The sequence below is a fragment of the Herbiconiux flava genome (genome assembly GCF_013409865.1).
Taxonomy (GTDB): domain Bacteria; phylum Actinomycetota; class Actinomycetes; order Actinomycetales; family Microbacteriaceae; genus Herbiconiux; species Herbiconiux flava.
Window position 1 is genome coordinate 1,661,974 of the sequence record NZ_JACCBM010000001.1, and the last position, 14,442, is coordinate 1,676,415.

Annotated in this window: 13 protein-coding genes; 5 read left to right on the plus strand and 8 right to left on the minus strand. The window is 70.7% G+C overall.

The window, feature by feature from the left end:
- Nucleotides 1–272: 272 nt before the first annotated feature.
- The 6 genes from BJ984_RS08085 to BJ984_RS08115 all read right to left on the minus strand — a co-directional run bounded on the left by BJ984_RS08085 (nt 273) and on the right by BJ984_RS08115 (nt 7,525).
- The gene (locus tag BJ984_RS08085; RefSeq protein ID WP_179547570.1) at nt 273–476 is read right to left on the minus strand and encodes a hypothetical protein; all 204 of its coding nucleotides are present in this window, start codon (nt 474–476) and stop codon (nt 273–275) included.
- Between the two features lie 48 nt (nt 477–524).
- Entirely contained in the window at nt 525–2,708 is a 2,184-nt protein-coding gene (locus tag BJ984_RS18615; RefSeq protein WP_246306448.1) for an ATP-binding protein, read from the minus strand.
- A 13-nt stretch (nt 2,709–2,721) separates the two neighbouring features.
- Nucleotides 2,722–3,411 (minus strand): response regulator transcription factor, encoded by a 690-nt coding sequence (locus BJ984_RS08100; protein WP_066040896.1) that lies wholly within the window; start codon nt 3,409–3,411, stop codon nt 2,722–2,724.
- Nucleotides 3,412–3,492: 81 nt separating this feature from the next.
- On the minus strand, nt 3,493–5,133 hold the full coding sequence (locus BJ984_RS08105) for a DNA repair helicase XPB (RefSeq protein WP_179547571.1): 1,641 nt from the start codon (nt 5,131–5,133) through the stop codon (nt 3,493–3,495).
- A gap of 116 nt (nt 5,134–5,249) precedes the next feature.
- On the minus strand, nt 5,250–7,265 hold the full coding sequence (locus BJ984_RS08110) for a helicase-associated domain-containing protein (protein WP_179547572.1): 2,016 nt from the start codon (nt 7,263–7,265) through the stop codon (nt 5,250–5,252).
- On the minus strand, nt 7,262–7,525 hold the full coding sequence (locus BJ984_RS08115; RefSeq protein WP_173183534.1) for a hypothetical protein: 264 nt from the start codon (nt 7,523–7,525) through the stop codon (nt 7,262–7,264). The genes BJ984_RS08110 and BJ984_RS08115 overlap by 4 nt, the downstream gene beginning before the upstream one ends.
- Nucleotides 7,526–7,603: 78 nt before the next feature.
- On the opposite strand from BJ984_RS08115, the gene BJ984_RS08120 reads away from it, so the two are divergent.
- Nucleotides 7,604–7,984 (plus strand): cold-shock protein, encoded by a 381-nt coding sequence (locus tag BJ984_RS08120; protein WP_179547573.1) that lies wholly within the window; start codon nt 7,604–7,606, stop codon nt 7,982–7,984.
- Nucleotides 7,984–9,228, plus strand: coding sequence for a DUF3027 domain-containing protein (locus tag BJ984_RS08125; RefSeq protein ID WP_179547574.1), 1,245 nt, complete (start codon nt 7,984–7,986; stop codon nt 9,226–9,228). The genes BJ984_RS08120 and BJ984_RS08125 overlap by 1 nt, the downstream gene beginning before the upstream one ends.
- A gap of 108 nt (nt 9,229–9,336) precedes the next feature.
- Here BJ984_RS08125 and serC read toward each other — a convergent pair whose 3' ends face one another.
- Nucleotides 9,337–10,455 carry a phosphoserine transaminase gene (serC, locus tag BJ984_RS08130; RefSeq protein WP_173183537.1) on the minus strand — a complete coding sequence of 373 codons (1,119 nt, stop codon included), beginning with the start codon at nt 10,453–10,455 and terminating at the stop codon, nt 9,337–9,339.
- Nucleotides 10,456–10,551: 96 nt separating this feature from the next.
- On the opposite strand from serC, the gene BJ984_RS08135 reads away from it, so the two are divergent.
- The 3 genes from BJ984_RS08135 to BJ984_RS08145 all read left to right on the plus strand — a co-directional run bounded on the left by BJ984_RS08135 (nt 10,552) and on the right by BJ984_RS08145 (nt 13,340).
- The gene (locus tag BJ984_RS08135; protein ID WP_173183538.1) at nt 10,552–11,244 is read left to right on the plus strand and encodes an iron-dependent transcriptional repressor DtxR; all 693 of its coding nucleotides are present in this window, start codon (nt 10,552–10,554) and stop codon (nt 11,242–11,244) included.
- A gap of 225 nt (nt 11,245–11,469) precedes the next feature.
- Nucleotides 11,470–12,465, plus strand: coding sequence for a C40 family peptidase (locus tag BJ984_RS08140; RefSeq protein ID WP_179547575.1), 996 nt, complete (start codon nt 11,470–11,472; stop codon nt 12,463–12,465).
- 377 nt (nt 12,466–12,842) lie between these two features.
- Nucleotides 12,843–13,340, plus strand: a complete 498-nt coding sequence (locus tag BJ984_RS08145; RefSeq protein WP_173183540.1) for an HNH endonuclease — start codon at nt 12,843–12,845, stop codon at nt 13,338–13,340.
- Nucleotides 13,341–13,437: 97 nt separating this feature from the next.
- Here the strand turns inward: BJ984_RS08145 and BJ984_RS08150 are convergent, their stop codons facing one another.
- Entirely contained in the window at nt 13,438–14,415 is a 978-nt protein-coding gene (locus tag BJ984_RS08150) for a zinc-binding dehydrogenase (RefSeq protein ID WP_179547576.1), read from the minus strand.
- Nucleotides 14,416–14,442: the final 27 nt, after the last annotated feature.

The window sequence follows — 14,442 nt, forward strand, 5'->3', positions numbered from 1 at the left end:
GTGAGCGCGCGGCAGCCGGGTGTGCTGCCGCGCGCTTCGCGCTTGCCTACGGATGCGGTGGCTGGTTTAGGCGGCGGGTCGCCGGATGGTGCGTCGACGGGTCGTCGGAATAGGCTTCTGTTCCGTGTCGACCCATCTGGGTGGAATGAGATGAGGCACACCCTCGTGCATGGTCAATTTCCACGGTGATTTGTGCAGGTGTGAGTGGTGGAAGTGGCGGAGAAGACGCCATCGTCGATGTCGGTTCTTCCGGGCGGATGATTGTGACCGGCTCAGGCCTCGTTGCCGAGTTCGGTGCGCGACGGCACCCCGACCTCGCCGCTGAGCCGGCCCTGCAGCGCCCTCGCCGCGCGCCCGAGGACTTCGTGAGCGGCAAGCATTTCGAGCAGTTCGTCGTCAGTCAGGTCGGCCAGGCTCGAGCGTTGATCGCCGCGGATTTCGGCGGCGATCTCGTGCAGGCGAGCGGCTGAGATCAACCTGAAATTCTGTCAGACGAAGCTGATGAATGCTCGGTTTCTGCCTACTTACAGGGGGGCAGGGGCAGGCGGGGCGGGGGCGTCCATGAGGGGGAGGGTCACGCGGAAGGTCGCGCCACCGCCCGGCGTCTCGAGCGCCTGCACGGTGCCGTGGTGGGCTGCCACGATCGACGAGACGATCGCGAGGCCGAGGCCCGAGCCGCCCGTCTCGCGCGTGCGCGAGGAGTCGGCGCGCCAGAAGCGCTGGAAGATCTTCTCGCGGATCTGCGGCGGGATGCCGTCACCGTGGTCCACGATGTCGACCATCGCCACGCCCGCGGCCTCGTCGACCTGAACCACGAGCTCGATCGGGCTGTCGGCGTCGGTGAAGCGCAGAGCGTTGCCGATCAGGTTGGTCAGCACCTGCCGGATCTTGTTCTCCTCGGCCAGCACGATCGGCCGCACCGCAGGCGTCAGCTCGATCTCACCGGTCGCGGCGAACTCCTCGGTGCCGTCGAGGGCGGGGTCTCCGGATGCTCCGCCCGCCGTCTTTGGCCGACGCCGCAGCCGCGCCATGGCCGCGTTCGCCGACGACCGCACCGACGCCGAGGCGCCCTTGCGGGCCGGCGTGCCGATGGGCCCGGTGGTGTCGGCCGGGGTGCCGGCCCCGCCGTCGGGGGTGGCGGCGGACGATCCGGCCGAACGGGCGGCCGACTGCCCCGAGGCGAAGGCCGAACCGCCCCGCGGAAGCCCCCAGGCCCGCGCGGGCTTTCCGACGGCCGGAGGCGGGGTGGTCTCTGCGGCCGCGGAAGGTTCGGCCGATTCCTGGGGTGCGACGACCGTCTCGGAGGCCATGTCCGACGAGGCAGGTGAAAGAGGTACGTCAGGGATGACGGGTGACAAGGCTTCGGCGAGCTCCAACGTCTCCGCGACGGGATCGGGGGTCGTCGGCGTCACGGGCTCGACCGCTCCGGTCGTGTAGAGAGAGCCGGTCGAGGGCTCCCGCGGCTCCGCCGACACGTACAGCGACGGCTTTGGGCTGCCGGCGGGGGGCTGCTCCTCGCCGTCCAACGGCTGATACGCCGAACCGGGTGGGGCGTCCTCGGCGGGAGCGTCGGCCTGCTCCTCCGCCGGAGCCTCGAGCACCGGGCTGAACGGTACGGCAGGCGGGCCGACGGGGGTGCGCACGGTGACTTCGCGGCCGGGGCTCGCGGCACGCGCATCCGATGCCGTATCGATCGAGAGGGGCAGCAGGTCGACGGGAGCGAGCTGCAGGGGCCGGGTCTCGTCGAGGCGGGCCAGCTCGAGCAGGTCCTCGACGAGGGTGCCCATGCGGATCGCCTCCTTCTCGATGCGGTCCATGGCCTGGGCGACGTCGTCGGGGGTCTGCAGCGCACCCATGCGGTAGAGCTCGGCGTAGCCGCGCACCGAGACGAGCGGGGTGCGCAGCTCGTGCGAGGCGTCGCCGACGAAGCGGCGCATCTGGTCGATCGTGCGGGCACGGTCGGCGAAAGCGCTGTCGATGCGGGAGAGCATCGTGTTGAGGGAGCGGTTCAGGCGCCCGACCTCGGTCTCCGGCATCGCATCCGACATGCGGCGGCTGAAGTCGCCGCCGTCGGCGATGGCCGCGGCGGTGCGCTCCACCTCCCGCAGCGGGCCGAAGGTCGACGTCACGAGCAGCCGCGTGAGCATGGCGCCCAGGATGACCACGCCGATGCCGAAGGCGAGGAAGATCGACAGGTAGGTCGCTGTCGTCTTCTCGGTCTCGACCAGCGACTTCGCGATCACCACCGTGCCGAAGCCGTCGCCGCCGAACAGCTCGACCATCGTCGTGACGGCGTGCCACTCGGCACTGTGGTCGACCGAGTCGACCGTGAAGACCTTGCCGCCGAGCTGGTTCGCGGTGTCGAGGTCGACCAGGGCGGCGGGCATCGTGCCGGAGTCTTTATCGGCCCAGTTGCTGACGATCAGGTTGCCCGAGGCGTCGAGCAGACCCACGAAGTAGTCGTCAGGCGCCGACGTGATGTCCTGGATGTTGAACGAGGTGCTCGACGCGTTCGGCCCGAGGAAGGGGGAGGGGTCGGCGCTCGCCTGATCGAGCTGCGAGTCGACCTGCTGGAGCAGATACGTGCGCAGCACCACCATGGTGCCGACGCCCGAGACCACCAGCCCGAAGGTCAGCATCAGGACCGTCACACCGGTGATCTTGGTGCGCAGGGAGATGGAGTTCCACTGCCTCAGAATGGCGTGCATGCTGAGGGAAAGGCTACGCCTTGCTCACCTTCAGCATGTACCCGAAGCCGCGCTTGGTCTGGATGAGCGACTCCTCGGTGTGTGCGTCGAGCTTGCGGCGCAGGTAGGAGATGTAGCTCTCGACGATGCCGGCGTCGCCGTTGAAGTCGTACTCCCAGACGTGGTCGAGGATCTGCGCCTTCGACAGCACCCGGTTCGGGTTCAGCATCAGGTAGCGCAGCAGCTTGAACTCGGTGGGCGAGAGTTCGATGGCGGTGTCGCCGACGAAGACCTCGTGCGTGTCCTGATCCATGGTCAGCTCACCGGCGCGGATGATCGCGTCCTCGTCGGCCTGCATGGTGCGGCGGAGGATCGCCTTGATGCGCGCCACGATCTCGTCGAGGCTGAACGGCTTGGTGACGTAGTCGTCGCCGCCGACGGTGAGGCCCGTGATCTTGTCTTCCGTGTCGTCCTTCGCCGTGAGGAAGAGGATGGGCGCGGTGTAGCCGGCCGCGCGCAGACGCTTTGTGACGCCGAAGCCGTTCATGTCGGGCAGCATGACGTCCAGGATGATCAGGTCGGGCTCCTCCTCGAGCACCGCCGAGATGGTCTGCGCACCGTTCGAGACCGCGCGCACGGCGAAGCCGGCGAAGCGGAGGCTCGTGGTGAGCAGATCGCGGATGTTGGGTTCGTCGTCGACGATCAGGATGCGAGGACCGGTCATGCTCCTAGTATCTGCGGGTTCGCTGGGCGCAACCTGGGAGCTGGCGGCACGGCATCCATGACCGCACCCGGCCCGACCGGGCTACGCGGCCGCCGGCTCCGCGTCGAGGATCGTGTAGGCGTAGCCCTGCTCGGCGAGGAAGCGCTGGCGGTTCTGGGCGAACTCCTGGTCGACGGTGTCGCGCGCGACGAGCGTGTAGAAGCTCGCCGTGAGGCCCGACTCCTTCGGCCGCAGCAGACGGCCGAGGCGCTGGGCCTCCTCCTGGCGCGAGCCGAACGAGCCCGAGACCTGGATGGCGACGCTCGCCTCCGGCAGGTCGATCGAGAAGTTCGCGACCTTGGACACCACGAGGATCTTCTCCTCGCCGTCGCGGAAGGCCTGGAACAGCCGCTCGCGCTCGGCCACCGGCGTGGCGCCCGTGATCTGCGGGGCGCCGAGGGCCGCCGAGAGCTGCTCCAGCTGATCCAGGTACTGGCCGATGACGAGGATGCGCTCCCCGCGGTGCTGCTCGATGAGCCGCTTCGTCGCGTCGAGCTTCGCGGGGGCGGTGGCGGCGAGCCGGTAGCGCTCGTCGTCCGATGCGGCGGCGTAGATCATCCGCTCGTCGAAGGGCAGGTCGACCCGCACCTCGAAGCACTCGGCGGGGGAGATGTAGCCCTGGGCCTCGATCTCCTTCCACGGGGCGTCGAAGCGCTTGGGGCCGATCAGGCTGAAGACGTCGCTCTCGCGGCCGTCCTCCCGCACGAGCGTGGCGGTGAGGCCGAGGCGGCGGCGGGCCTGCAGGTCGGCGGTGAGCTTGAACACCGGGGCGGGCAGCAGGTGCACCTCGTCGTAGACCACGAGACCCCAGTCGAGGGCGTCGAGCAGCTCGAGGTGGGCGTACTTGCCGCCGCGCTTGGCCGTGAGGATCTGGTAGGTCGCGATCGTGACCGGCTTGATCTCCTTGAGCTGGCCCGAGTACTCGCCGATCTCCTCCTCGGTGAGGCTCGTGCGCTTCAGCAGCTCGGCGCGCCACTGCCTCGCCGACACCGTGTTCGTGACCAGGATGAGCGTGTTCGTCTTCACCGCCGCCATCGCCGCGGCACCGACGAGCGTCTTCCCCGCGCCACAGGGCAGCACGACCACGCCGGAACCGTGCTCGGCGAAGTTGTCGACGGCCTGCTGCTGGTAGCCGCGGAGGTGCCAGCTGGTCTCGTCGAGGTCGATCTCGTGCGGGGTGCCGGGGGTGAAGCCGGCCAGGTCGTCGGCGGGCCAGCCGAGCTTGATCAGCTCCTGCTTGAGCTGCCCGCGGGCCCAGGCCTCGATGCTCCAGGTGCCGTCGTCGTTCTTCTCGGTCAGCAGCGGGGCGACCTTCTTGCCGCGCGTGATCTCGGTCAGCACGGCCGGGTCGGTGGAGCGCAGGGTGAGGATGCCGTCGGGGCGGCGCTCGATCACGAGCTTGCCGTAGCGGCCGATGGTCTCGACGATCTCCATGGTCACCGACTGCGGCACCGCGAACTTCGAGTAGCTCTCGAGCGTGGCGAGGATCTCGTCGGCGCTGTGGCCGGCGGCGCGGGCGTTCCAGAGGCCGAGCCGGGTGATGCGGTAGGTGTGGATGTGCTCGGGCGCGCGCTCGAGCTCGGCGAAGACAGCGAGCTCGTGGCGGGCGGCTTCGGCCTGCGGATGCGCGACCTCGAGCAGCACGGTGCGGTCGCTTTGGACGATGAGAGGGCCGTCGGGCATAGTCCTCAAGTCTACGGCGGCCTGGGGCGGGGCGGTCGCCCGGGGCTGTCAGAGCGCCGTGAGCCTGGGCGTGTTCGCCGAGGGCGCGGAGGGCCGCGCGCGGGTGGCCGATCGGCTCAGAGCGCCGTGAGCTCGACGATGTTCGCCACGGGCACCGTGCGCTCGACGCCGGCCCGCTCGTCGGACACGCGGAGGCGTCCGTTGGCGAGGCTCAGCGGGGTGACGTCGAGACGCGTGGTGCTGCCGTCGGGCATCCGCACCCCGATGGTGACGGGGGTGCGGGCGCGCACGGCGCGGTCGAGCAGGCGCGCCGTCCAGGCGTCGGCGTCGTCGGGGTTGCGGCGGGCGGCGTCGCGCAGGCGCAGCACGAGGTCGGTGACGGCTGCGGTGGCGGGCGGCGGGGTGGCGGCGCTCGCCGCGGGGCGGGCCGGCAGCACGCGGGCGCGGCGCATCAGGCGCACGCGGCCGTCGGCGTCCTCGGCGATGACGGGGTAGCGGGCGTCCAGCAGCAGCCAGTAGGCGGATGCGGGGGTCGCCCGGGTGGCCAGCGCCCCCTCGCCGTCGCGGCGGAGGCCGAGCGCCGAGAGCGCCTGATCGGCGGCCAGCGCGGTCAGCAGAGAGGGGTCGGCGCTCTGCACGAGGGTGCGGGGCGGCTCCTCGCCGGCACCACGGTGCTGCGGGGAGCTGCGGTACCGGCCGTCGGCGCGGAACGGATCGCCGCCGTCGCGCTGGTCGGAGCCGGGGTGCCGGTCGGATCCGAGGTGCTGCCCCGAGCCGTGGTACTGGTCGGCCTCGCGGTGGGACTCGCTCGGCGGACGCGAGAGCACCCGCACCAAGCCGTGCCGGCGGGCTCCTTCGGTGAGCAGGTAGTCGACCGCCTGCGGGATGCCGGTGAGCGAGAGCGCGCCGAGGAACTCATGGAGCGACTGCTCGGTCTCGCCCGAGGACAGGGCGCGATCGATGCTCGGCTGCGAGATGCGGTACGAGGAGGCGACGCCGCGGTTCTCGAGGTCGGCCGCGAGGCGGAGGCGGGCATCGAGGGCAGGGGAGAGGGGGCCGGGGGCGATCACCGAGAGGTCGTGCTGGAGGTAGACCTGGTCGACCTCGGGCGGCAGCTCGGCGTCGAGCGCGGAGGTGTCGAGCACGGTGGTGTCGAGCGCGGTGGGGGCCGCGTCGGTGGCCGCGGCGGTGCCGGTCGCGGGGGTGGTGCGCCCCGCGTCGGCGGGGGAGTCCGCGGCGTCGAAGAGCGTGCGGCCGAAGAGGGTGAGATGTCCCGACGCCCAGACGCCCAACAGTTCGCCGCGCTCGGCGGCGTCGAGCAGGGCCGCGTGCATCGGCTCGTCGGCGGCGGGATAAGCGGCGTCGAGGGCGGCGGCGTCGGTGACCCGGGCGGTGCGCAGATGCTCCGGCAGCGGGGCGGGCAGCCCGTTGAGCCAGCGGCGCGCGAGCGCCAGCCAGCGGCCGCCGGGGGAGAGGGCGCTCCAGGCGTCGGCGGACTCCGTCGACAGCAGCTCCTCGCCGTCCACCGCCGCGAGTCCGGCCGCCACCGCGACCTCGGCCAGCGGGCCGACCGCGTCGGGTTCGAGCGAGAGCAGGGGCGCGAGGCGCTTCTCCTCGGCGACCGAGACGCCGCCGCGCGCCCGCACCCGGGCGGGGGCGACGCGCAGCTGCTGCACGAGCTCGGCCACGGCGGTGATCGCGGTGAAGGCGCGCTCGCGGGCGGTCGCGGCGACCGGCTCGGGCACCTCGGCGGTGTCGTCGGCCTGAGGGCTGCGCCGCGCATCCTGAGCCCCCTGGCCATCGGGCAGCGGATGCTCGGACATCACCGACCCGGCCGTCTCGGCGACCTCGGGGGGAACGCTCGGGCCGGCCTCCGTATCCGGGATCACGAGGGCCAGCGCCACCGCGGTGTCGAGGTCGGCGGGCGCGGTGCCGGACGCGAGGCGCTGGAGCTCGGCACGCGGCAGGGTGCGCAGGGCCGGGCGGATCGAGGCGGGGTCGAGCAGCGCGTCGGCGAGGTCGAAGAAGTCGCGGAGTTCGCGGGGAGGCGGCTGCCGGGTCAGCAGCAGCGAGGTGAGCGCGTCGTCGTCGAGGCGGGTGAGCCGGCGGGCGAGCGGGAGCGGATCGCTCATTTACTCCCGCGGGCATCCTGCCGGCGACGGCGGATGCTGATGATGAGCAGCACGAAGATCAGCACGAAGCCGATCGGCAGACCGAAGTACGGCACGAAGAAGACGACCTGCCAGATCTGCAGGTCGTAGTTCAGCGTCTGGGTGGCCAGGCCGATGAGCAGGGCGACGAACGCGAGCACCGAGAGACCGATCACCGCGGCGATCATGAAGGTCAGCGACCGCTGCACTCGGCTCGGCGGGGTGTTCTCGGCATCACTCACAGTCCGAGGATACCGGCACGGGTAGTCTGGTAGTCGGCCACGAGCGGTATTCGGGCCGATTACACGAGGAGATGCACGATGCCCACCGGCAAGGTCAAGTTCTACGACGACGAGAAGGGCTTCGGCTTCATCAGCAGCGATGACGGCCAAGAAGTGTTCCTGCACGCGTCCGCCCTGCCTGCGGGAGCCACCGTCAAGGCGGGCACCAAGCTCGAGTTCGGCATCGCCGACGGCAAGCGCGGCGCCCAGGCTCTCTCGGTGCGGGTGCTCGAAGCGCCCCCGAGCCTCGTGAAGATGTCGCGCAAGCCGGCCGACGACATGGCCGTCATCATCGAAGACCTCGTGAAGGTGCTCGACTCGATCGGCGGCAATCTCAAGCGCGGCCGCTACCCCGACAACGCCCACAGCCGCAAGATCGCGGCCCTGCTGCGCAAGGTCGCCGACGAGCTGGACGCGTGATGACGGATGCCCGTGCCGCCGCCCCGGGCGACGGTGACGAGACCGTGACCGCTGCCGACACCGTCGTCGAACCGGCCTCGGTGGTGACCGACTCTGTCGAGCCTTCGGGCGGGGTCGAGGTCGAGCTGGCCGCTGAGGTCGAGGTCGAGATTGACGTCGAGGTCGAGGTGGTTGAGCTGGCGGCCGAGGTCGTCACGGTCGAGCCCGACGGCATCGAGATCGTGGAGATCGCCGAGGTGATCGAGACCGCGGAGGTTCTCGAGGTGCTGGACGAGCTGGGGTCCGGCGACGACGCCGACATCGCGGCCGACGTGGAGCCTGAGCCCGAGGTGGACGAGAACCCGTCCCAGGCCGAACCCGAGCCCGCGGTGGACGAGGTCGCATCCGAGCCTGCGCCCGCGGTGGACGAGGACGCGGCTGAGGCGGCGGTCGACGAGGTCGCAGCGGAGCCTGTCGAGGGCGCGGTGGAGGCGAAGCCGGAGCCCGTCGTGGACGAGGTGCTGCTGAAGGCCGTGGAGCTCGCGCGGAGCGCGCTGCGGGAGATCACGCCCGGCGCGACCGTCGGCGAGGTCATCGGGCATCGCGCCGAGGAGGATCACGTGCTGAGCCTCTTCTTCGCGACCCGGCTGCCCGGCTACCCCGGATGGCACTGGACCGTCACGCTCGGCCGCGTCGACGCGGACTCCGCGCCGTCGGTGCTCGAGGTCGAGCTGCTGCCGGGCGAGGGCGCCCTCGTGGCCCCCGACTGGCTGCCCTGGTCGGAGCGCCTCGCCGAGTACCAGCTCGCTCAGGAGCTGGCCGCAGCCCAGGCCGGCGACGACTCCGACGACGACGATTCCGACGATGATGTCGATTCCGACGACGATTCGGACGACGACGACAGCGACGACTCCGACGATGACGACTCGGACGACGACGATGATGATGGCGACGAGTCCGATGACGACGACCTGGACGACGCCGATGACGTGCTCGACCTCGACGACGGCATCGGCCTCGACGACCACGTCACGGACGACGACGACCTCGTCTCGTCAGCGGCCGGCGCCGAGGCCGACGGCTCGGACGACCTGTCGTACGACGACGAGTCCGACGACGGCGATGACGACGACGAGGCGGGCGACGACGAGTCCGACGACGACGGCGACGTGGACGACGGCGAGTCGGACGGCCACGACGACAACGACGACGCGGACGACTTCGACGACCCGCACGCCGAGGGGCCCGCATCCGGCCGCTGGTGACCGTGGCGCATGATCGGTGACGGGTGAGCCGTCACGGCCGAACGTTCGCACGCACCGGTGGCGCAGCCTCTGCACCACCCGGCCTGAGGGCCCGCCCGCCCCGGCGGGTCAGGCCGCCAGGGCCTCCACGACGTAGTCGATCGCCGCGATGAGCTGCTTCACGTCGGACGGCTCGATGGCCACGAAGGTGGCCACGCGCAGCTGGTTGCGACCGAGCTTGCGGTAGGGCTCCGTGTCCACGATGCCGTTCTGGCGCAGCACCTTCGCGACGGCGGCGGCGTCGACCGAGTCGTCGAAGTCGATCGTCACGACGACCTGCGAGCGGTGCGACGGGTCGGCCACGAACGGCCGGGCGAACGAGGTGCTCTCGGCCCACTCGTAGAGCGAGCCCGACGACTCCGCCGTGCGGGCCGAGGCCCAGGGGAGGCCGCCGTTGCCGTTGATCCACGAGACCTGGTCGTCGAGCATGACGAGCGTCGCGATCGCCGGGGTGTTCAGCGTCTGGTTCAGCCGCGAGTTGTCGACGGCGTTCTTCAGGCTGAGGAACTCGGGGATGTAGCGGCCGGACGCCGCGACCGTCTCGACCCGCTCGAGGGCGGCCGGCGACATCAGGGCGAACCACAGGCCGCCGTCGCTGGCGAAGTTCTTCTGCGGGGCGAAGTAGTAGACGTCGGCCTCGGCCGCGTCGAAGTCGATGCCGCCCGCGGCGCTCGTGGCGTCGACCACGGTGAGCGCTCCCGCGTCGCCGTGCACCCGGCGCACCGGGGCCATCACGCCGGTGGAGGTCTCGTTGTGCGGCCAGGCGTAGACGTCGACGCCCTCCAGCACCTCGATCTCGCCACGCGATCCCGCCTCCGACTTCACCACGTGCGGCGCCTGGAGCCACGGGGCCCCGGCGGCGGCGGCGAACTTCGAGCCGAACTCGCCGAAGGAGAGGTTCTCGGCGCGGTTCTGGATCAACCCGAATGCCGCAGCGTCCCAGAACGCGGTCGAGCCGCCGTTGCCGAGCACGACCTCGTAGCCCTCGGGGAGGGAGAACAGCGACGACAAGCCCTCGCGCACCGATCCGACGAGGTTCTTGACCGGCGCCTGACGGTGGCTCGTGCCGAGCAGCGAGGCGCCGCGGGTGAGCAGGTCTTCGAGCTGACCGGGGCGCACCTTCGAGGGGCCGCAGCCGAAGCGCCCGTCTACGGGGAGTCGGTCGGTGGGAATCTGGATCTCGGCCATGGGCACCATAGTATCGACGCGGGCACCCGCCTCGATGTCGCGGCGAAACACTAGGCTGGGTTAGGTACGCCTCACATGGCCGCAAGGAGTATTCACTTGGCAGATCTGATCGACACCACCGAGATGTATCTCCGCACCATCCTCGAACTCGAGGAGGAGAACATCAACCCCCTGCGCGCTCGCATCTCCGAGCGCCTCGGGCACTCGGGCCCCACCGTGTCTCAGACCGTCGGCCGCATGGAGCGCGACGGCCTGGTCGTCGTCTCGCTCGACCGCCACCTCGAGCTCACCGAGGTCGGCCGCAAGAAGGCCATCTCCGTCATGCGCAAGCACCGGCTCGCCGAGCGCCTGCTGAGCGACGTCATCGGCCTCGAGTGGGAGCTCGTGCACGACGAGGCGTGCCGCTGGGAGCACGTGATGAGCGAGCAGGTCGAGCGGCGCATCCTCGAGATGCTCGACCACCCCACCGAGTCGCCCTACGGCAACCCCATCCCGGGCCTGGATGCGTTCGGCGACAAGGAGTCGATCCCCTTCACCAAGGGCGTCGTCAACATCGTCACCCTCGTGCACGGCGCGGTCGGGCCGCAGACCAAGACCATCCGCCGGCTCGGCGAGCCCGCGCAGGTCGACCCCGAGCTGCTGCTGCAGCTGAAGCAAGCCGGTGTGGTGCCGGGCAACTCCGCCGCCTTCACCGCGGTCGGCTCCTACGTTCTGGTAGAGGTCGAAGGTTTCGACGAGGGCATCGAACTGCCCAACGAGGTCGCGAGCCATATATTCGTTGGCATCTAGCCGGGTCGACGTCGACGGGCGTTACCGAAATGTTAAAAACACCCCGTTTCAAGGTGACAAAGCCACCCCCCTCCCGTATTCTCTAACGAGTCCACCGGCCCCCGAATGGCGGCGGACACGGGCCAAGACACCTCGATTCCCGTCTCTTGGCCGCTGACTGCACACGGACTCGGTGTGGACGGGAGCAGCTGCCCTTGCTGCGAGAGGTGCCGGAGGAAAATAATCTTGGCCCCACTTGGTGATTCGCTCGACAACGAGCAGAACCCCGACAACGACCGACCCGAACAGCCGATGACCCGGCGCCGCCTGCGAGAGCTCGAAGCTCTGAACTCCGCAGCGGCGAGCAGCGCGGTCGAGGCTCCCTCGAAGGACATGGTTCTCGCCGTGCCCGCGCCCAGCGCGCAGGCCCGCGCCACCACGACCGCTCTCGAGGTGAAGAAGCCGGCTCCCATCGCGACGCAGCGACCGAGCATCCGGATGCCGCGGTTCGCGAAGCCGTCGAAGAAGAGCGCCGGCCGCGCGGTCGTCATGACCTTCGCCGCCGCCCTCGTGGCCACGATGGCCCTGCCCGCCTACGCCTTCGGCGGCGGCGGAAGCTTCGAGGCCGGCGTCGCCACCGATGGCGAGCTCGCCGGCAACCAGACGCTCGTGGTGCCCGACGCCTCGGCGGCGCTGGCCGTGAGCCGCGACAACTACACCGCTCCCACGCCCGAGGAGCTGCAGGCCAGCCGTGAGCGGGCCGCCGCCGCGGTCGCCGCCACCCAGGCCGCCGCCGCCCGCGAGGCCGCCGCAGCATCGGCCGCCACCGCAGCGGCCGCTGCGGCCGAGAAGGGTTCGTCCGCGGGCTCGAGCGCCTTCACGGTGAACCCGCCTTCGGGCGCCTACAGCGGTGCCGCGGTCGTCGAGTACGCCGAGCAGTTCGTCGGCAAGGTGCCCTACGGCAGCGGCGCGAGCCCCGACACCAGCTTCGGCTGCGACGGCCTCACCCAGTACGTCTTCGGTCAGTTCGGCATCTACCTGCCCCGTCTCGTCAGCAACCAGGCCGCGATGGGCATCCCGATCTCGCCCGCCGACGCGCAGGCCGGCGACCTGATCATCTGGCCGATCGGCCACGTCGGCATCTACGACGGCGCCGGCGGATCGATCGATTCCCCCGACTGGGGCCGCTACGTCGAGCACCGCCCTCTGTGGGGCAGCTACTACTTCGTGCGGATCGTTTAGTCGGTCGAGTCCCGACCGGCCGGATCGGCCGCCGAGCATCCGCTCGGGGAGTGTAAACACTTCGTTACCAGCACCTGAATCGGCGCGCTACCTGTAGGTGGCGCGCCGATTCTGTCGTATCCTGGCGCTCTGATCGTCTCGAGAACACGGAGAGCCAGATGACGCAGGGCAGGAGCATCCCCACCACGGATCGCCTCGTGCTGCGCGTCCGCCGGCACACGAGTGGGCTGAGTCAGAGCCAGATACCCGGTTCTGCATGCACGGCGCTGTCATCATGACGGCGCCTTTTTTTGTGCCCTCCCGTCTCCCCGTTCGCCCGATGAGCGGATGCACGTCGAACACCTGGAAGCCGTCCAGGTCTCTTCGAAAGGGAGAGCATGCGAACACTGGTACTCAACGCAGGATATGAGCCGCTCGGCGTCGTGTCGTTCAAGCGGGCCCTCGTGCTCGTGCTGAACGACAAGGCCCGGGTGCTGGCACGGGATGCCGAGCATCCGGTGCACGGCATCGACACCGACTTCGACCGCCCGGCCGTCATCCTGCTCACCCGCTACGTGCGGGTTCCCACGAATCGGATGATGCCGGTCTCGCGCCGCGGCGTGCTGAGACGCGACTCGCAGCGCTGCGGGTACTGCGGCGGGTCGGCCAGCACGATCGACCACGTGCAGCCCCGGTCGCGGGGTGGGAAGGACACCTGGGAGAACCTCGTGGCCTGCTGCCTGCGCTGCAACAACGTCAAGGGCGATCGCACGCCGGCCGAGATGGGGTGGTCTCTGCGGTTCGCGCCGCGGATGCCGCACCAGGCCGGGTGGACCGTGAAGGGCGCGGAGCGGGTCGAGCCGGCGTGGGATCCGTTCCTCGCGGTGGCTGCCTGAGTGGTGGTGCCGACCGTCGGTGCGGTGGTGCGAGTGCGGGCGCGGGCCGCCCGAGCGGTGGTGCTCGCTCAGGCGGCGGCCGCGCATCCGCTCGTCGTCAGAAGCTGAGCAGGATCTTGCCCCGTCGGCCGGGCACCGCGCTCGCGGCGGCGGCCTCGCGGCCCTGCTCGATCGGGTAGACGGCCTCGACCGGCAGTTCGACCTCGCCCGAGCCGACGCGCTGGAGCAGCTCGCCGAAGAGGGCGTTGCGCTTGGCCGGGTCCATGTCGCGGCTGACGGTGCTGCCCCAGAAGCCCTTGACGGTGGCCTGCTTGAAGATCAGGTCGCCCGAGGAGAGCTGGAGCTGGCCCGACTCCATCGCGCCGAACGAGACGAGCGTGCCGTTCTCACCGAGGAGTGACAGCAGCTCACCGGCCGAGGCCCCGCCCACGGAGTCGACGGCGGCCCGCGGGCTCGCGCCGTCGAGCAGCTCGGCCACCCGGTCGCGCCAGCCGTCGTGCTCGGTCGACACGACGTCGCGGATGCCCACCCGGGCCAGCTCGTCGACACCGGCGTCGCGGCGCACGAGCCCGAGCACCCGCACCCCGCGGGCGGCGGCGAACTGGGCGAGCAGCTTGCCCACGGCGCCGTTCGCGGTGTTCTGCAGGATCCAGTCACCCTCCTGCACGTCGAGGAAGTCGAGCAGGCTCAAGGCGCTGAAGGGCATCGACACGAGCTGTGCGGCCGTCTCGTCGCTGATCGCGTCGGGCACCGGGATGAGGCCGGCCGCCTTCGTGACGAAGTACTCGCTCCAGACGCCGAAGGTGCCGCCGGTGGCGACGCGCTGGCCGACCGTGAGCGCGTCGACGCCCTCGCCGAGCGCGTCGACGACGCCCACGGCCTCGGTGCCGGACTGCGCGGGCAGCTCGGGCTTGTATCCGTAGGTGCCGCGGATCGTCCACAGGTCGTGGTTGTGGATGGGGGAGAGCACGGTGCGCACGCGCACCTCGCCCGGGCCCGGCTCGGGGGTGGGCAGCTCGGTGACGTCGAGGACGTCGGGGGCGTCGCCGAAGGTGGCGTGGGTGAGGGCGCGCATGGGGGTCTCCTTGGGGTTTGTGGATTG